This is a genomic window from Bradyrhizobium icense (assembly GCF_001693385.1).
Taxonomy (GTDB): Bacteria; Pseudomonadota; Alphaproteobacteria; order Rhizobiales; family Xanthobacteraceae; genus Bradyrhizobium; species Bradyrhizobium icense.
Genome location: NZ_CP016428.1, coordinates 1,197,703 through 1,215,036 on the forward strand (window position 1 = coordinate 1,197,703; position 17,334 = coordinate 1,215,036).

Annotated in this window: 18 protein-coding genes; 8 read left to right on the plus strand and 10 right to left on the minus strand. The window is 59.5% G+C overall.

What is annotated here, in order from left to right; translation table 11 throughout:
• Nucleotides 1–200 precede the first annotated feature (200 nt).
• Both LMTR13_RS41505 and LMTR13_RS05705 read left to right on the plus strand, forming a co-directional pair.
• A complete protein-coding gene (locus tag LMTR13_RS41505; protein WP_197521010.1) occupies nucleotides 201–341 on the plus strand; it encodes a hypothetical protein in 141 nt (46 codons plus the stop codon).
• A 129-nt stretch (nucleotides 342–470) separates the two neighbouring features.
• Nucleotides 471–1,253 (plus strand): SDR family NAD(P)-dependent oxidoreductase, encoded by a 783-nt coding sequence (locus LMTR13_RS05705; RefSeq protein ID WP_065727040.1) that lies wholly within the window; start codon nucleotides 471–473, stop codon nucleotides 1,251–1,253.
• Between the two features lie 94 nt (nucleotides 1,254–1,347).
• On the opposite strand, the gene LMTR13_RS05710 is transcribed toward LMTR13_RS05705, so the two are convergent.
• Nucleotides 1,348–1,746 carry a nuclear transport factor 2 family protein gene (locus LMTR13_RS05710; protein WP_236843286.1) on the minus strand — a complete coding sequence of 133 codons (399 nt, stop codon included), beginning with the start codon at nucleotides 1,744–1,746 and terminating at the stop codon, nucleotides 1,348–1,350.
• A gap of 134 nt (nucleotides 1,747–1,880) precedes the next feature.
• Here LMTR13_RS05710 and LMTR13_RS43505 point away from each other — a divergent pair, with 134 nt between their 5' ends.
• On the plus strand, nucleotides 1,881–2,402 hold the full coding sequence (locus tag LMTR13_RS43505; RefSeq protein WP_083218751.1) for a hypothetical protein: 522 nt from the start codon (nucleotides 1,881–1,883) through the stop codon (nucleotides 2,400–2,402).
• Between the two features lie 301 nt (nucleotides 2,403–2,703).
• Here LMTR13_RS43505 and LMTR13_RS40280 read toward each other — a convergent pair whose 3' ends face one another.
• On the minus strand, nucleotides 2,704–2,841 hold the full coding sequence (locus LMTR13_RS40280; protein ID WP_156795447.1) for a hypothetical protein: 138 nt from the start codon (nucleotides 2,839–2,841) through the stop codon (nucleotides 2,704–2,706).
• 180 nt (nucleotides 2,842–3,021) lie between these two features.
• On the opposite strand from LMTR13_RS40280, the gene LMTR13_RS05715 reads away from it, so the two are divergent.
• Nucleotides 3,022–3,222, plus strand: coding sequence for a hypothetical protein (locus LMTR13_RS05715; RefSeq protein WP_065727042.1), 201 nt, complete (start codon nucleotides 3,022–3,024; stop codon nucleotides 3,220–3,222).
• 53 nt (nucleotides 3,223–3,275) lie between these two features.
• On the opposite strand, the gene hflC is transcribed toward LMTR13_RS05715, so the two are convergent.
• The 4 genes from hflC to LMTR13_RS05735 all read right to left on the minus strand — a co-directional run bounded on the left by hflC (nucleotide 3,276) and on the right by LMTR13_RS05735 (nucleotide 7,087).
• Nucleotides 3,276–4,166 carry a protease modulator HflC gene (hflC, locus tag LMTR13_RS05720; RefSeq protein WP_065727043.1) on the minus strand — a complete coding sequence of 297 codons (891 nt, stop codon included), beginning with the start codon at nucleotides 4,164–4,166 and terminating at the stop codon, nucleotides 3,276–3,278.
• On the minus strand, nucleotides 4,163–5,263 hold the full coding sequence (gene hflK / locus LMTR13_RS05725; RefSeq protein WP_065727044.1) for an FtsH protease activity modulator HflK: 1,101 nt from the start codon (nucleotides 5,261–5,263) through the stop codon (nucleotides 4,163–4,165). Before hflK ends, hflC begins: the two co-directional genes overlap by 4 nt.
• A 175-nt stretch (nucleotides 5,264–5,438) precedes the next feature.
• Entirely contained in the window at nucleotides 5,439–6,035 is a 597-nt protein-coding gene (locus LMTR13_RS05730) for a response regulator transcription factor (RefSeq protein WP_065727045.1), read from the minus strand.
• Nucleotides 6,032–7,087, minus strand: coding sequence for a sensor histidine kinase (locus LMTR13_RS05735; protein ID WP_065727046.1), 1,056 nt, complete (start codon nucleotides 7,085–7,087; stop codon nucleotides 6,032–6,034). Before LMTR13_RS05735 ends, LMTR13_RS05730 begins: the two co-directional genes overlap by 4 nt.
• A gap of 786 nt (nucleotides 7,088–7,873) precedes the next feature.
• On the opposite strand from LMTR13_RS05735, the gene xoxF5 reads away from it, so the two are divergent.
• On the plus strand, nucleotides 7,874–9,670 hold the full coding sequence (gene xoxF5, locus LMTR13_RS05740) for a lanthanide-dependent methanol dehydrogenase XoxF5 (protein WP_065727047.1): 1,797 nt from the start codon (nucleotides 7,874–7,876) through the stop codon (nucleotides 9,668–9,670).
• A 575-nt stretch (nucleotides 9,671–10,245) separates the two neighbouring features.
• A complete protein-coding gene (rnk, locus tag LMTR13_RS05750; RefSeq protein WP_236843287.1) occupies nucleotides 10,246–10,653 on the plus strand; it encodes a nucleoside diphosphate kinase regulator in 408 nt (135 codons plus the stop codon).
• A gap of 100 nt (nucleotides 10,654–10,753) precedes the next feature.
• Here the strand turns inward: rnk and LMTR13_RS05755 are convergent, their stop codons facing one another.
• Together LMTR13_RS05755 and LMTR13_RS05760 are read right to left on the minus strand one after the other, a co-directional pair.
• Entirely contained in the window at nucleotides 10,754–12,187 is a 1,434-nt protein-coding gene (locus LMTR13_RS05755; RefSeq protein WP_083218766.1) for a methyltransferase domain-containing protein, read from the minus strand.
• 160 nt (nucleotides 12,188–12,347) lie between these two features.
• Nucleotides 12,348–12,611: a hypothetical protein gene (locus LMTR13_RS05760; protein WP_083218768.1), complete on the minus strand. Its 264-nt coding sequence runs from the start codon at nucleotides 12,609–12,611 to the stop codon at nucleotides 12,348–12,350.
• A gap of 382 nt (nucleotides 12,612–12,993) precedes the next feature.
• On the opposite strand from LMTR13_RS05760, the gene LMTR13_RS05765 reads away from it, so the two are divergent.
• Nucleotides 12,994–14,472 (plus strand): alkaline phosphatase family protein, encoded by a 1,479-nt coding sequence (locus LMTR13_RS05765; RefSeq protein ID WP_197521011.1) that lies wholly within the window; start codon nucleotides 12,994–12,996, stop codon nucleotides 14,470–14,472.
• A gap of 222 nt (nucleotides 14,473–14,694) precedes the next feature.
• A complete protein-coding gene (locus tag LMTR13_RS05770; RefSeq protein WP_065732457.1) occupies nucleotides 14,695–15,528 on the plus strand; it encodes a metallophosphoesterase in 834 nt (277 codons plus the stop codon).
• A 700-nt stretch (nucleotides 15,529–16,228) separates the two neighbouring features.
• On the opposite strand, the gene LMTR13_RS40290 is transcribed toward LMTR13_RS05770, so the two are convergent.
• Both LMTR13_RS40290 and LMTR13_RS05780 read right to left on the minus strand, forming a co-directional pair.
• On the minus strand, nucleotides 16,229–16,381 hold the full coding sequence (locus LMTR13_RS40290; protein ID WP_156795449.1) for a hypothetical protein: 153 nt from the start codon (nucleotides 16,379–16,381) through the stop codon (nucleotides 16,229–16,231).
• A gap of 56 nt (nucleotides 16,382–16,437) precedes the next feature.
• Entirely contained in the window at nucleotides 16,438–16,992 is a 555-nt protein-coding gene (locus LMTR13_RS05780) for an ActR/PrrA/RegA family redox response regulator transcription factor (RefSeq protein WP_065727051.1), read from the minus strand.
• Nucleotides 16,993–17,334 lie beyond the last annotated feature (342 nt).

Sequence of the window (17,334 nt, forward strand, 5' to 3'; positions counted from 1 at the left end):
TCTAAATTAGAGCCCGGTTCTGATTGAACCAGAACCGAGCTCTCGATTCTTGTTCTGACGCGTTTTCTCGGCGCGAACCGGTGTCCACCCGCGGATCAAGTCCGAGGGCATGCTTCGCTGGAAAACCCTCCCTCCAAATTGAATGGAACCGGGAACCCGGGCCGACGTTACACTTGCGGGCAGGCTTTTGGAGCAATGCCATGCAGTGGCGGTCTGCAACCACAGGCGCCGACGAAATGCGCGGCACCGGCGACGACCAGATCTCCTACGCGACCGGATGGACCATCAGTGGACTCGCGACGGTGGGCACCATCGTCGCGATCTGGGTGCTGGGGATCTGACGCAAAACTTCATCTCAATGCGACGAGCCGCAACGTCGCGTGAGCGGAACCGGAGCGTCCCCGATCACGTTACAGGCCGGTTTCAGGTGCTGCTTGCAGATGACCGTTGTCCCGCCGGGAACGTAATGCATGGTTGAGCGTGTCACGCTGATTACCGGTGCAGCGGCGGGAATAGGCGTTGAGTTGGCGCGCGTTTTCTCATCAAACGGGCATCGATTAGCCTTGGTCGACCGACGCGGGGATCGCCTGACGACATTGGCGAGCGAAATCGTCGCCGCTGGCGGTACGGCGCCGATTTTGATTTGTTGCGACCTCGAACACCCCGAGGCCTGCGACGACATTGCCGCGGCCCTGGCCGTGGAAGGCGTGGAGGTCGAGTTCGTCGTCAACAATGCGGGCTTCGGTCTTTTCGGCTATGCGACCGAACTTGATCGGGCGGAGCAGCTCGGCATCCTCGCCGTCAACATCGTCGCGTTGACCGATTTGTCGTTACGGTTTTCCGAGAGCATGATCCGGCATCGTGGCGGCATCCTCAATCTTGGTTCGCTGGCCGGCTTTCTGCCGGGCCCAGGGATGGCGGTGTACTATGCGTCCAAGGCCTATGTCCTGTCGTTCAGCGAGGCGCTGCGCCAGGAGCTCGCTCCACTCGGCGTGCGCGTGACGGCGCTCTGTCCCGGTTCGGTATCGTCGGAATTTCAAGCGCGGGCCGGCATTGAACCCGGACTCGAGCATGAAATCCTGAACGTCTCGGCATCTGATGTCGCGTACGCAGGGTATCGCGGGTTGATGCAGAACAAGCGCGTCGTGCTGCCCGGCCTCGGCATCAAGATCGTGCCGCTTCTGCTGCGGCTGTTTCCGCGCGGGTTTATCCTGGCGGCGATCGGTCGCATTCAGCTGCGAAAACGCAGATGAGGCTTCGCTGTCCGGTGCGAGGAATTAACGTGGCGCGTTCGGGCTGGCCACCAGTGCAGCGTCATTCGCCACGATAGCCACTGGACGTCCGTCGCTATGCGGCGGATTTTACGGGCTCGCACGCCGTGAGCTGGATCTTGCCGGAGCGCGTGAAGCGGAAATGCGTTCTCATCAGCCTGCCGTCGTAACCGCGATAATCCAGTGAAATGCCGTCCTCCTCGGGCATCAATGCGTCGATAGCGAACGCGTCGTTTCCCGCCCTGGCGAGCCGTGGCCGCCAATATCGTTCCATCTCTGATCGACCGTTGAAGCTGCCGCCCTCGCAGCATTCCACGGTGGCCGCATCGTCATACAGGTCCAATAGTGCATCGAGGCGCCGCTGCTTACACGCATCGATCCAATCGACGACAACACCTATCGCATCGAAACGGTTATTCGCATTTGCCATGTCCCGGTCCTCCCGCGGATTACTAACGGCAAAGCGAATGAACACGTTGTGAACCAAACGTTCAGGCGCGGTTAGGTGAGGGGTCCGCACATGGAACTACAGGCCGCTCCAAACGCATTTTCGCCAAACTGTTATTGGCTTCTGATTGCGGGGCAGGACCGTTCACTTCGGAGTCCTGCATGCTTAAACAAGTCCTCGTTGCGTCTGTCCTTGTTGTAACCGGGTCTATCGCTTCGGAAGCCCGTCCTTCCCGCACCGCTCAAATACCCGAATGCAATGTGACCATGCCCTGCGACTTCTCGTCTTCGCAGCCCCGTCGTGAGCGGATTAGTTCTTACCCACATCGAGCGGCCGCACGGAATTACCGTCGCGAATTCGCGGACGTGAATGTCAATCGCGGTCAAACCGTCGGCGGTCGTCCGGCCGGTTGTCCCCGCTCGTTCTGCGGTTGCGGTGCGTCCATACGTGTTTTCGGCCGGATCGTGCCTGGTCTGAATCTCGCATCCAACTGGCTGCGCTTTCCACGGACATCGCCCGCACCCGGAATGGTCGCTGCGCGACGTGGGCACGTTTTCGTTCTGGAGCGACATGTCGAAGGCGATACGTGGATGGCATACGACGCGAACTCGGGCGGCCAGGCAACGAGAATTCATGCGCGCTCGTTACGCGGGTACACGGTTGTTAACCCGCATGCTGCTTGAAATAACCTAGTCACCCATGTGATCCGACAGCGTGGCTGACCAGAATTGGCACAGTCGCGCGGGCAAAAGGGCCTTGTTGAGCGACCTCTTTTTGCCGCCGTGACGAAGACGATCGAGAAGACTGGCTGGCAAGCGGGCGGAGAAGCGCCATCGCGCGATAGGAACGAAAATCTGCGACCCGCATTGGATCGTCTGTCGCATTTCCCCGATGCGACATTCGCTGAAACGACCTCAGCGCCGCCGCTGGGGCCCTTTCTGCCGATGGCCTGCAACAAAGGCTACGCTGCGAGTGCGGGGCGCGTTAAAACGCCCGGCGCCGCGGCGGCGGACCGGCTTGCGGGTGGCGCGCTCGGGTGAGGAGTTCGGAAATTGCGATCATCGCGGCGCCGGCGATGATGGTGATGGTGATGGCCGCCATCACAAGAAGGGTTTTAAGCATGGTTCGCTCCCGGAAAGTGCCGCTACCACGACGCCCCGAGAATCGGGTTCCGGCAAGACGGGCAAACTACGGGCTCCGACTTATTTGCGAATGCAAGCAGCCTGCCCGGTGAGTCTGGTGCCGGACAGACGGCGATCCGGCACGGGATTTCAATGGTCCTCGTGAAAGAGGATCACGGACATGCCAACACGACGGCGCATCAAACACGAGAAGACTTTCGAGGAGCGGCTGGCGGAAGAGGCCAAGCGCTTCAGAGAGGCGGCAAGCGAGGCACAGCCCGGCATGGCTCGCGAGCTGCTCCTGCGGCGGGCGCGACAGATGGAAACTGCATCTCGGCTAAACGAATGGCTCCGCTCGCCGGGCACGCGGGCACCGGAGTAAGACGGTATCCTTCAAGCGCTGAATGCGCCGTACCGGCACCGCCCGGGCATTGCCTATTCTGCATCTGATCTCTGCGTTGCGTTGCCTGCTTCGTTCCCGAAATACTGAAAAAAGGTCGAGTTAGGCTTGAGCAGCATGCGCGTGTCCTCGGAGGCAAATCCCTTTTCGTAGGCTTGAATGGTGCGATAGAAGGTGAAGAAGTCCTCGTTCTGGCCGAAAGCTGCAGCGAAGATCGCGTTTCGCTCGGCGTCACCTTGACCGCGAATTTGCTCGGACTTGGAGTTCGCCTCCGCTACCAGAACCGTGACTTCCCGGTCTGCCTTTGCACGAATCTCTTGGGCGCGTTGACTGCCGAGCGCGCGAAACTCCGCGGCTTCTTGCTGGCGCTCGGTTTCCATGCGCTGGTAAACGGCTTGACTGTTTTGCTCCGGCAGGTCAGCGCGGCGGATCCGCAGATCCACGACGGAAATGCCCATGGCGGCCGCCTCCCGATCGACCTGTTCGCGCATGCGCCCTGTCAACTGCGGACGCTCGTCCCGGACGACCTTTATGAAGCTGGACTCGCCGAGGACTCTGCGCAGCGACGAAATCACCAATGTGGACAGGCGAGAATTGGCACCTTCAATCGAATTGACCGTCTGGAAGAACTTGAGCGGATCGAGAATGCGATAGCGAACGAAGGCATCGACGATCAGACGCTTCTGATCGGACGCGATTACTTCCTGGACGGGAGCTTCCAGGTCAAGAACTCTGCGGTCGATGTAGACCGCCCCGTCGATGAACGGCCACTTCGCATTGAGGCCTGGTTCCATTATCACTCGTACAGGCTCTCCGAATCGGAGCAGAAGCGCCTGTTCGGTTTGATGGACGTTGAAAAGAGAGCTGTACGCGACCAGGGCCGCAAGAATGGCGAGCGCGCTGGCATAGATCGCGCTGGGTCTCATCGCAATTCCCCTCTGCGCATGTCATCCGCTGCTGTCGATCGCCGCGTCTGCCGCGTTAGCTCGTTGAGCGGAAGATATGGCACTACTCCAGGATTGCCGGCATCAGCATCGATGATGATCTTGTCCTTGCCGGCGAACAGGCGTTCCATGGCCTCGAGGTGCAGGCGCCGTCGGGTGACCAGGGGGGCTTTGACGTACTCATTATAGACGTGAAGAAACCGAGCCGCTTGGCCCTTCGCCTCCACGACCGATTGCTCCCGGTAGGCCTCGGCGGCCTGGACGATCTGCGCTACCTGCCCGCGTGCCTCGGGGATGACGCGGTTTGCATAGGCTTGCGCCTGATTTTGCACCCGCTCCGCATCGGCGCGCGCGGCCTGCACGTCGCGGAACGCATCGATGACTTGTTGGGGCGGGTCGACCTTCTGCAACTGCACTTGTGTGATCAGAATGCCGGCGCCGTACTGATCGAGAGTGGACTGCATCAGCTCGTGAACGGCGCTTTCGGCGATTTGCCGGCCCTCGGTCAGGATCGGCTGGAGCAGCGAACGTCCGATCACCTCGCGCATGGCGCTTTCGGCGACCGCCTTTACCGTGCTTTCCTGATTGCGTACGTTGAACAGGTAGTCGATCGTGCCATTGCGCTCAGGGCTGACGCGCCAGAACACGGAGAAATTGACGTCGACGATGTTTTCATCGCCGGTGAGCATCAATCCTTCCTCGGGCACTTCTTCCCCGACCGCCACCCGGCGTGTATCTCCGGCCAGTCGCATTCCGATGTCGACCCGGTTGATGCGAGTGACTTTCGGCGTCAGCGCTTGTTCGATGGGATAGGGTAAACGATAGCTCAGGCCCGGCTGAACCAGGCGGTTGATCTTGCCGAACCGCAATACGACTCCGTGCTCATCGGCTTGAACGCGGAAGAAGCCCGAGGCGCCCCACACAAGGACGCACGCCAGTGCCAAAAGAGCAATGCCTTTGCCGCTTAAATTGCTTCCCGGGTACTTCCGTTTGACCCAATCCTGGAGTCGCCGGATGTACTCCTCCAGATCGGGCGGCTGAGAGTGTGAAGGAGGCGGGCCCCAAGGTCCGGTGGGCATAGTCGTTTCTCCAAGCCACGACGCTTCGCCTCCCTTGGCGTGAGATTGAGTTGAGCTTTGAACATAGCCAACTGTAAAGATTGACAGTGTGGTGCAATGCCGCGGCTTCGGTATCAGTAAAGAGCCGGGTCGCTCCCAGAGCTGCGAAGTCTAGCCGTCCGCATCCTGGACGGTATCAAGGCTCGATGAGCCCCAGGAGCGCGCAACGGATCGCCGCCTGCACTCTCGTCGCCACACCGACCTTGCGGATTACATTGTTCACATGGAAATTGACGGTCCGCTCGCTTACGTTCATCAGCACACCAATGTCGGCGGACGATTTCCCTTTCGCAACCCAGGTCAGTGCCTCGATCTCCCGATCGGTTAGCGAAAAATCGACGGATTCCTGCCTTGGATGTTGCGCAAGACGGCCCCGAATGATCTCCACCAACAGCTCGAAATCAAGTGGTTTGGTAATGAAGTCGTCGCATCCCAACCGGCGTGCCTGCAGATGACTTTCGCGGCTGCCGTACGCGGTAATGAACAGGAACGGAACATTGTGCAGCTGCCCGACGCCTTTACGGAAGGCGGCGAGGACATCGAATCCGGTCATGTGCGGCATGTCTATGTCGCACAGGATGAGATCCGGATGACGAGAGAACTGTCTGATCCCTTCGACACCATCCGTGGCGACAACAGTCTCGAATCCCTCATCCTCCAAGACCTCGACCAGCAGGTCGACCGTTGCGGGATCATCCTCAATGCATAGGACGCGCGGGCGGCATTTCGTCAAGGCTTCGTATCCCTGCTTTGCGGGAGGTCTATGATTACCCGCGTGCCCGCCCCAACATCGCTTTCTATGAGAAGGCGTCCGTTATGAGCTTCAACGATGCGTTCGACGAAATAAAGGCCCAGGCCCGCTCCACTGGTCCCTCTGCTGCTTTTCCCGCGGTAGAAGGGTTCCCGTACCATCGGCAATTCATCGGGCGCGATGCCGCCGCCTCGGTCGACGATTGAGATGCGAATCACGGCCGCGTGCGCGGCTATGTGGACCGAAATCGGCGCGTCGGACGAGCGAGAATACTTGACGCTATTCAGGACTATGTTCTCGAACAATTGTCGAAGCAGCATTTCGTCACCTTCAACGAACTGGCGCTCGGACGAAGCGTGCAATTCGATATTCCCGCATCGCTGCTCCTCCTTTAGCTGGTCCAGGAGTGTGGCGAGCAGGAGCCCGACGTCGATCGCCCGCCGCCCAACCGGAATGGTACCGTCGCCCAGCGACGATGCGAATTGAACCCGCCCCACGATCCCCTCGATGCGCTCCGCAGCACTGCGGATCTTTTCGGCGCGTGCTTTCAGGTCGTTCGGAGAAATCCGTTCTGAGAGCCTGGCAAGCCGGTATGCCTGACCTGTAATGGTCGTAAGGGCGGTGCCGATCTCGTGCGAGAGGATGGCCACGAAACGACGCTGGTATTCGGCTTGCTGCTGCATGTCGACTTGGCGCCGGTACTGCACCTTGACCAGCACTGCAACGACCCACTGGGTGGCGATGGCAATGAAGCGGTTGGCGAGCACTGCCGCCAGGGGTAAATCGCCCGAGGGCACCGCGAAAGATCCGGCGATCGATAGTGCGGTCGCCGTTGCGGCATAGAAAAATGGCCGTGGCTTCAGTTCGAACAAGCTCAGGAGAATCGGAATCGCGTATGCAAAGCAGGCCGATACGTTTTCGGGGTGTGTCCAAATGTCGAAGAGGAAAATAGACCCAATTGACAGCCAGATGGCCAACTCAACTGAGCGGTTGCTGACGAGCAGACGTGGCGATTCAGTATTCTTCGTCCTCACCGTCGATCCTCAGGTGCGGGACGCGAGAGGGGCACCGGGGGCGGCGCGCCTCGGGTACCTGATAAGGTTAACAGGTATGAAAGCCGGCGACCATGTGCAATCTCGTCACGGTAGTCGGAAGGAAGGGTGCTGTACCGTCCCGGGGGACGCGAATCGGAGGAGGGAGAAGGTCGTGATGAGCGGCGATCGCCCTGGTGTGTATACGAGCTCCGGTAAGTCCAGAAAGCGCGTGTCCGATGGGGCAAAAGCGCTGGCTGTTTGGAGCAATGGCGGCTGCACAACGACAGCAATGTCGGCCCCGAAATCGCAGGATCGAACACCGCTTCCGTCAACCAGTGCAATCCAGGCAAAGTTATCACGTCGACCTAAGCCAACACGGTCGAGGTCTGCAGTGGGAGCTGAACAGTAATCGATGCTGCAAGCGTTTTGGCGCGACATGCCTTCGTCCACCGACGCTCGGAGCTCGAATGCCGTCCTTTAGTTTTCTGCTGCAGCTCTCGGACCACGGCCTCAACTACAGGATTTCCGAATAGCCGTCTGAAACATCGGCTGTCGATGATCAATGCTGCATCCCACTGGCACGGGCATGACGAAAATGACTGAAGAACCTCGAACGTGCAGTTGGACGAAATTGTCGCGCGACAAACAAGCGCCTGCCCGAACGCCGAAAATGGCGGTAACGCAGCATCCGTAGCATCCAAGTGTCAGCTACGCGGCGTCAGCTCTCGAGATCCGCGGCGCTGCCAGTGGCTGGCGCAATTGACGAGTGTGACACGGAGGACTCTGATGCGCGAACTTCTGTCAAGGCTCTGCTTCAGTGCTGCCGCAATACTGGCCGTTGACGCGGCAAATGCCAACGACGAACTGATCAAGATGTCGCAAAACCCGAAAGAATGGGTGATGCCGACGGGCAACTATGCCAACCATCGCTATTCACAACTCAAGCAGATCACGTCCGACAATGTAGCCAATCTGCAGGTGGCCTGGACGTTTTCGACTGGCGTCCTGCGTGGGCACGAAGGCGGGCCGCTGATGATTGGCGACGTCCTGTATGTCCATGGTCCATTTCCAAATCCGGTCTTTGCGCTCGATTTGAAGAACGACGGGAGAATCCTCTGGAAGTACGAGCCGAAGCAGGATCCCAATGTAATCCCCATCATGTGCTGCGACACCGTCAATCGCGGAGTGGCCTACGGCGACGGCAAGATATTCCTCTATCAAGCTGACACCACGCTGGTCGCCTTGGATGCCAAGACCGGCAAGGTGGTCTGGTCAGTCAAGAACGGCGACACGTCGAAGGGCGAGACCGGCACTTCGGCTCCGATGGTAGTCAAGGACAAGGTATTCGTCGGAAATTCTGGCGGCGAATTCGGGGTTCGCGGTTCGATGACGGCCTATGACATAAAGACCGGCAAGCAGGCATGGCGCGCATATTCGGTCGGACCCGATAGCGAGATGCTGATTGATCCGCAGAAGACCACAGAGCTCGGGAAGCCCGTCGGCAGCGACTCCAGTCTCAAAAGCTGGGAGGGTGACCAGTGGAAGATCGGCGGATCCACGACCTGGGGATGGTACTCCTATGATCCCGAACTCAACCTGGTTTACTACGGCTCCGCCAATCCCGGGACATGGAATCCGAGCCAGCGGCCAGGCGATAACAAATGGTCAATGACGATCTTCGCACGCGATGTCGACAGCGGAATGGCCAGGTGGGTCTACCAGATGACGCCACACGACGAGTGGGACTACGATGGTGTCAACGAAATGATACTCGTCGACCAGACCGTCGGCGGTACGCCGCGCAAGCTACTTGTTCACTTCGATCGAAACGGCTTTGCCTACACGCTTGACCGTACCAATGGCGAACTCCTCGTGGCCGAAAAGTATGATCCGGTAGTCAACTGGGCGACGAAGGTCGACATGGACAAGAGCTCCAAGACTTATGGTCGTCCGCTCGTCGATTCGAAGTATTCTACCCAGCGGGAGGACGTCAATGTGAAGGGGATCTGCCCAGCCGCGCTGGGAACCAAGGATCAACAGCCTGCCGCGTTCTCACCTGAGACTGGCCTGTTCTACGTGCCGACGAACCACGTCTGCATGGACTACGAGCCGTTCAAGGTGAACTACACGGCTGGACAGCCTTATGTTGGGGCGACACTGTCGATGTACCCGCCTCGCGGCGAAGATCACATGGGCAACTTTATTGCCTGGGACGCTCGCACCGGCAAGATCGTCTGGTCGAACAAGGAGCAGTTCTCGGTGTGGTCCGGCGCGTTGGCAACCGCGGGCAACGTCGTCTTTTACGGAACGCTCGAAGGCCATCTCAAAGCCGTCGACGCCAAGACGGGCAAGGAGCTTTACAAATTCAAGACGCCTTCAGGCATTATCGGAAACGTCATCACTTACGAACAGAGCGGCAAGCAGTACGTCGCCATTCTGTCCGGAGTGGGTGGCTGGGCTGGTATCGGCCTCGCTGCGGGCCTGACGGAGCCGACGGCGGGACTGGGTGCTGTTGGCGGCTATGCTGCCTTGAGTAATTTTACAGCACTGGGAGGTCAGCTCACCGTGTTCTCGCTACCCTGATCTTGAGCAAACGGAAGGAGCCCTGGCACGGTGCGCAGGCCGTGCCAGCCGGCTACCTGCCCGGCTGCAAACCGAAAGCGGTGGACCATCGTAACAATGAACAGCACGCTGGCGCACCGTCCACCGAACGACCAGCTTTGTCGGCATGAATCGCTTGTGGAACGCGCAGCTATGACGAACGACCGCAGACTGCAGACCAATACCTCGCGATACCTGAGTAGGGCCGTGCGAGACGGGTGCAGACGCTTGGGTTCATCATTGCGACGCTCTGGACCGGCGCAGTATCTGGCTGCGAAAAGCCGCACTCGGAAGGTGAGACGCTTCATCCATTGCGCTTCACGATTGAGGAATCCCGCCGAGGAGTGTCGAGTTATCGCCGAGATGATGACGGAAGAGCGCACCCGGCAAGACTACCTTGATCTTGCTTGCACCTACGAAGCGCTAGCGAGAGATCAGGAGGCGCGCGGGTGGCCGTGGCCGACCGCCGGCGGATTGATTGGGCCCGCTCCCCTGTTCGTGAACGATGATCCGATAACCACCAGGCCGGACCGCCCCTAACTGCATGGGTGACCGCAATGAGCAAGAAGAAGCGCATGACCGAGCCCGAACTGCCCCCCATACTGGTCACAACTGACGAGATGCGGCGGCTGAGTGTGCTTGCGAACTCCAGCATGGAGCTGTTTCCGCGCGTGGCTCACTTCCTCACGCGCGAAATGGACCGCGCGAGCGTCGTGCCGGATGATAGCGACCTGGACGGTGTAGTCCGGATGGGATCCCGCATCATCTATCGCGACGAGAGCACGAGTGTGCTTAAGGAGGTGGTATTGGTCTATCCGCACGAAGCCGACATCGTGCGCGGACGCATCTCGGTTCTTACACCCGTCGGTGCTGCGCTGATCGGGCTATCGATCGGCCAGACCATCGAATTCGAGACGCCAGGCCGCCAGACGCGACGGTTGACCGTGCTCGGCGTGTCGCGCTGAAGGCTCGGGAAGCGATGCCGACATGCGCAGCAATTTCCCGATGCGAGCGGGCCTAGCTGTGATTCTGCGTGACGGTTGCGTTGATCGACCTAAACCCGCCTCAGCTTTTCGGCAGCGCGAAGTAGATTGACCTTCTTCCGCTCTTCAGCGTCTGGCGATCGCGAATCTCGAAGTGCTCGGACAGCAAAGCCTCAAAGACCTCGAGCCGATAGTCGTCGTACTGTTCGTCCTTGTTTCGCAGCAGCAACTCGACCATCTCGTCGTCGCGACCGATAAACTCGATGACCAGCGCGGTGCCGAGACTCGCCAGCCAGTCTATGAAGTCGGTCATGGGAACGTTTTCGCCGATTACGACATGATGGATAAGCGCCAGGCAGAGGGTGAGGTCCGGCTTGCCGCGATCCGGCAAGGGCTTGCGCTCCCTGCCGCGCCAGCCTTGACCGGGCGAGGGATCCGAAAGATCGATGACGAGAGGCAGAATCGAGCCGCCGCAGGGATCTCTCTTCAGGCTTTGATAGAGATGCTCCACGGCCATCCAGTCGCCATCCATCGCCACCACGTAATTCGCATGTTTAGCGACGATCTTCGAGAAGGTACCCGTGTTGCAGCCGAGGTCCCAGACGCGCCGCCACCGGCGGGAACCGGTAGCACTGCGCACGAAGGCGCATTTTGCCGCGAAATCCGCCTCACCATAGCTGTGCGCCCTCGCGTAATTCGACCACGCGGTCTTACTGCTTCCAAGCGCCATCCTGGAGATGATTTTCCGCAAGTTCAACACGTTGCGGACGATCAACCCCTTGTCAAATCCCGCATCAGCGAGCGCACCTCTTACATTACCTTTCCCGCCGGAATAGCGCCGCTGGAGCGCGTTGTGCGCCACGACATGCATCGCGACGCCCGGCCGCACTAGATCGCGGAGCGAAAGCAGCGGCTGCAGCGATGCGGCCGAAATGCCGTCAATGCTGCCGCGCAGCCAGGGCCGGAAATCGACTCGTTTGTAGGCGAGCAGCATGAGCGGATACAGAAATAGTTCGCAGAATTGGCGATATCCAACCCAGGGCTGCCCTGGCAGCAGCACCTCGAAGGAAGGAATGTCGATGAACACCGGCCGCGCGCCGTGCCATTGCACGTTGTAGGGCGAGGAATCCTTCAGAATGAAGTCCTCCTCCAGCGCTGCCAACATCAGCTCAAGATGTAGCAGGGCTGCATCCTTCAGCATGCCGAACGTCCATTCGTAAGGATAGGAAACAAAAGGGATGAGGTCGTGCTTAAGAACGGCCGCCCATGGTGGGGCGGAATTTCCCCAATCCGGCTCGCTGACCATTTCGGTCGGTACGATGCTTCCGCGCTTCGTGAAGTCCTGGAAGAAATGCGTTGCGGTCAGATGCGTCCAATTCGCAAGAGCCTTTGCGTTGATACCGCGGAAGATCTCGCCATCGCGGCAATAGACGGCACCGTTCCGGTCGCGATATGAACCGGGCTCCCGGGAAATGGGTTCGGCAGGCGCATTGCTCTGCGTTCTGTGCGCGCTCACTGAAATGCCTGAGCTAGAGCCTTTTCGGTTCTGATTGAATCAGAACCGGGCTCTAGGTTTTTGTTTTGACGCGTTTTCTTGACGCGAACCGGTGTCCACTTCGCTGGAAAACGCTCTAGCCGTCTCGCCGGACGCGCCAGCCGCATGCGCCGCGTTGTTGTCACGATCCGCTGCGCTCATCGATTCCGGCGTTCGGCTCGCTGCGTCCGCTTTTCCGCGCGGGGCTGCTTAAGCCGCTGAGCGAAAGAAACTTGTGCCAGTAGAGCTTAATGGCGAGCACAAGCCCCGCGATGCCGCCTAGCAGAACCTGCAGGATGATGCTGCCAGTGCCCGGGTCCAGATAGGCATGTGCCGAGGATGTCGATACGCAGACGGCGATCATGGCCAGGGTCAGTCGGAAGCTCTGGGCGCGGAACCTGTGCATCTGAGTTTCTCCCGCCGGGAAGAGCCGGACACGGAACATCCGGGCTATCTTGACAACGTGAGGAACGCGTCGCGCAGCAGATGGTTCATAGAACTGTCACGCAAGTTGCGAGACGAATTGTCGCGAGATCTGCTTGATCAACAGCGGATAGGGTGTGTTGGTGGGCGCGGCTGTTCGAAGTCGCTTCTCGGTGACGAGCGGACGACTGTGAAGCAAGCCAGAGTGGAATTCCGCAGTGCAAGCGAGCGCGAAGCCGGATAGAGCTCGGATCAACTCCGTCCTGTGGGGTATCGCCACCCTGGCGCTGCATCCCTTCCTTTTCGCAGGCACGTCCGTCGTCAGACTTTATGCCACGAATCTCCGCGGACTTTACATTGCCGATTTGCTTGCCGCGCTGGGCGCGGCACTTGCAGCGGCGGCACTCCTCTTTCTCGCTTTCGCCTCGGTTCTTGGGGGTTCTCGGGCAAAGGCAGCCATCCTCGCCAGCGCCGCTGTGGTCGTAGGCCTCTTCTATGGTGATATCGTTGATGCGGTGAATCAGTATGCCGGACTTGGCCTTACGCCCGTTGCGGCATTGCCGCTCATGATTGCGGTCTCGGCCGTCATCTTTGCGGCGGTGGCTTGGCCACGCATCGACTTCTCTCCGGCGAATGTCGTCTTGAATGGCATCGCGCTGATGATTTTCGTCGTTCCGGTCTGGCAGATCGCCTCGTATTCCTGGCAGACCAGCCGCACCGCCCACCTTGCTCCCGCCGCGGTCGATGAGGCGTCCGCGGCCCAGCGATCTGTGATCGTCGATGCCGCGGCCGCGAACAATACGCCGCGCCAGCTCTTCTATTTTATTTTCGACCGATACGGCTCGCAGCCGGTTCTTGCCGACTACTATGGCTTCGATAACAGTGATCTTGTGGGTTTTCTCAAGGAGAAGGGTTTCTACGTCGCTTCAAACAGCCGCGCAAACTATCTGAAGACAGCGCACTCGCTCGCTTCGACGTTCCATATGGGCTATCTCGATTTTCTGACGGAGGACCCGCGGAGCAGGACCGGAGACTGGCGTCCTCTCTACGACATGCTCAAAGACCACCGTGTCGGCCGCTTCCTGAAATCCCGCGACCACAAGTTCATCCAGTTCGGTAGCTGGTGGGGGCCGACTCAGAGCAATCCACACGCCGACGAAAATCACAGCTTCGGACTATCTGAATTCAACTACTGGTACCTGCGGGGAACAATCGTGGCACCGATCGTCGACGCGCTGGCGCCGGACAACACTGTTGCCAAGCGCTTAAAATCGGACCTTGGTCAGTGCTATCGAGTGCCGCGCCAGATCGAGAAGATAAAGGAGATCGCGAGGCGCGGCGATAAAGCCTTCGTGTTCGCTCACGTCCTCGTGCCGCACGATCCCTATGTGTTCGGTTCGGACGGACGGTGCCCATCAGTCGACCAGGTTGAGCGCACCGATACGGAAAAGTATGTCGAGCAGGTCCGGTATGCCAACTCGCTGATCAAGGACGTCGTCTCGGCTCTGCTCGCCACGGACGGGCCGAAGCCGGTCATCGTCATCCAGTCGGACGAGGGGCCGTTCCCGCCGAGATATCGTAGCGAAGACCGCTCGTGGCTTGATGCAACCATCGACGAGTTGCGGGAGAAGATGGGCATCCTGAACGCGTTCTATTTTTCCGACGGCGACTACCGCGATCTGAACCCGCAGGTCACGTCAGTCAACACGTTCAGAATTGTGTTCGACAAGTACTTCGGCACGGAGCTCAAGCGCCTTCCGGAGCGGACCTATGCGTTTCCGGACACATTCAGGATCTACGACTTCCATGACATCACGGATGTTCTGCGCGATGGAACCGACTAACGCGTAGCGTTCACGGGAACGTCGGGAACCCGAAGGGGGACGTTGCGCAGCAGAGCGTGGCGTGGTACTTGCGATGCCATCATTTTGGGCACTCCGCCTATTGGCGGATGTGGTGGCAGGGAACAACAAGATCGGATGCTGACGCGGCGCCAGCTTCTCCGGGCAGGGAGTGCTGCTGCTCTGGTAACTCCTTTCGCTGACTTCTCGATGGCGGCTGAGCGGATGACAGGGAGTCCGCTCTTCCGCTTCGGCGTGGTCGCCGATCCGCAATACGCTCCTATCGCGCCGAGCGGTACGCGGTATTTTTCGAACACGCTCTGGAAGCTCAGCGAGGCAATCAAGGTCTTCAACCGCGAGGACCTCGCATTCGTCGTCACGCTCGGCGACATCATTGATCGGGAGTGGGGCAGCTATGCTCACCTGCTGCCCCTCTACAAAGCACTCGCGCACCCAAACTTCTTCGTCCTTGGAAATCACGATTATTACGTGGCGGGTGATTACCTGAACTCCGTTCTTCAGACGCTTGGATTGCGGCGCGCCTATTACGACTTCCTCGGCGGCGGGCATCGCTTCATCGTCGTCGACGGCAATGAAATCAGCCTTTTCGCCAATGCCAAGGGCACGGAGAACTACGCGGCGGCCAACCGGCGCATTTCCACCATGAAAGCCGCCGGCGCGTGCAACGCCCACGACGTGAATGGCGGCATTTCCGACGAGCAGTTCGCCTGGATCCAGCAGGTGATGAACAAAGCGAAGGCGGCCGGCGAGCGCGTTATCGTGATGGGCCACTACCCCATCTACCCGGTCCACGATCTCAATCTTTGGGACGATACCCGGCTGGTCGATCTCTTGACCAGTTACGACAACTTCCTCCTCTACATCAACGGCCACAACCACGCGGGCAATTTCGGCGCGATCGGCCGCAAATACTTCGTCAACTTCAAAGGCATGGTCGAGACCCCGACCACAACGGCCTTTTCGATCGTCCAGGTCTACGACAACCGTATCGACATCCGCGCTTTCGGCGCAGAGGAGCCGCGCACGCTCTCTCTTTGAGATCTGCGCAATCAACGTCGGACGCGACAGCCCATCGGTCAATCGCGCAAAGCACCACCACTATGTTCTGTTCGACCACCGAAGTAAGCGCTCGGCCCAACAGATTGTCGAACCAGACCGTACCCGTCGCCCGCCCATGATTCAGCTCCGGTTCGCGAGCGGGAGCAAAGAATGCTTCCGCGATAGTGCTTGGACCGCACATCTTCTCCGGCGCCCTGCCGGAGAAGAATATAGCTTAAATTTCGCCGCTCCGATTGCAGACCAGCCTGATGGTGGCGTCGCGCCGATCGTCCTCGAGAGGCCGGTGCCGTTTGAACCAGCCGCTGAACCGCCGCCCGATCGTAATCCGGGTGACGCGAATTGAGGTGCAGTGTCGCGAGGTCTTGATCCCACGAAGGCGCGCTGAAAATGGAAGCAACACGCAAAAATGCCCCAGACGCGGGGGCAGCGCCCAGGGCAGTAATGAGTCGATGGCGCTTTCATCAGCCATTTCGAGGGTGTCGGACGTGCCCTCTGGATGGCAGCACAGCATGGCGCGAGCCTTTCAACACCCTGTCAAAGCTTACAGGTGTACAGCGCCGAGACCGTGTGACAAAATTATTGGCTGTCCAGCGCGCCGATCGCAACGCGAACGACTCTGCCCAGTATGCGAGCCTGGTGGACGTCAAACCTAGCCTATCGTGGCTACGATGGACGTCCATCATTCCTGACTGTTGACAGCCACCTCGCTGCCGAGCGAAGCGAGGGCATCCTTGTAGCCGAAATCAAAAGGCGCAATCGGAGCCGCAGCAACGCGGCTGATCTGCGATGCGCTTGCCAAGGCGCGCCAAGAAAGAGCGCGTTGCTTGGTCATTCAACTCGATACGCCAGGGGGGCTTGTATCGTCGACGCGCGACATCATCCAGCACATTACCGCGGCGCGCGCTTCGCGAGAATCCGCTGCAGGGTGCGGCGGTGCATCTTGAGCCGGCGCGCGGATTCCGAGACGTTGTGGTTGCACTTCTCGTAGATGCGCTGGATGTGTTCCCACCGAACGCGGTCGGCCGACATTGGATTGGCCGGCGGCTCGTATTTCTCGGTGCCTCTCGCCAAGAGCGCCGCAGCGACGTCGTCGGCGTCTGCGGGCTTTGAGAGATAGTCGATCGCACCCATCTTCACCGCGGTGACCGCGGTGGCGATGTTGCCGTAGCCGGTGAGCACGATCGCGCGTGCATCCGGGCGCTTGAGCTTCAGCGCGGAGACGACGTCAAGGCCGCTGCCGTCACCTAGACGGAGATCGACCACTGCAAACGTGGGCGCGGCCTCGCCGATCTGCGCGAGACCGGCGGACACGCTATCGCAGGAGGTCACGATGAAGCCGCGCATCGCCATAACGCGTGACAGGCGCTCCAGGAACGGCTTGTCGTCCTCGACGATGAGCAATGAGCGGTCGGCTTGATCGTTCAGTTCAACGATGACGTTCACGCTATGCTATCCTTGCGTCGAATGCAGAACATATGGCCTTGCGACTGCGCCGGTCGAGATTGCACATGATCGTGGGCTTTCATACCTGCTAACCTTGTCAGGTATCCTCGGGGAGCCGCGCCATGGTGCACTACTGTCCGACGGTCAGGACGAAATGATTGACCGTTTGCTCGCCAGCCACCGCTCGGCGAGGTCGGTCATTTGGCCGCTGCTGGAATCCATTTTTCTGTTCGATATATTGACAATCCCCAAAAGTGTTCGGCCTGCTTTGCGTACGCGATTCCGATTTTCGTGAGCTTCTTCGAGCTGAAGCCCCGGCCGGTCCTTGCAGTCCTTATCAAG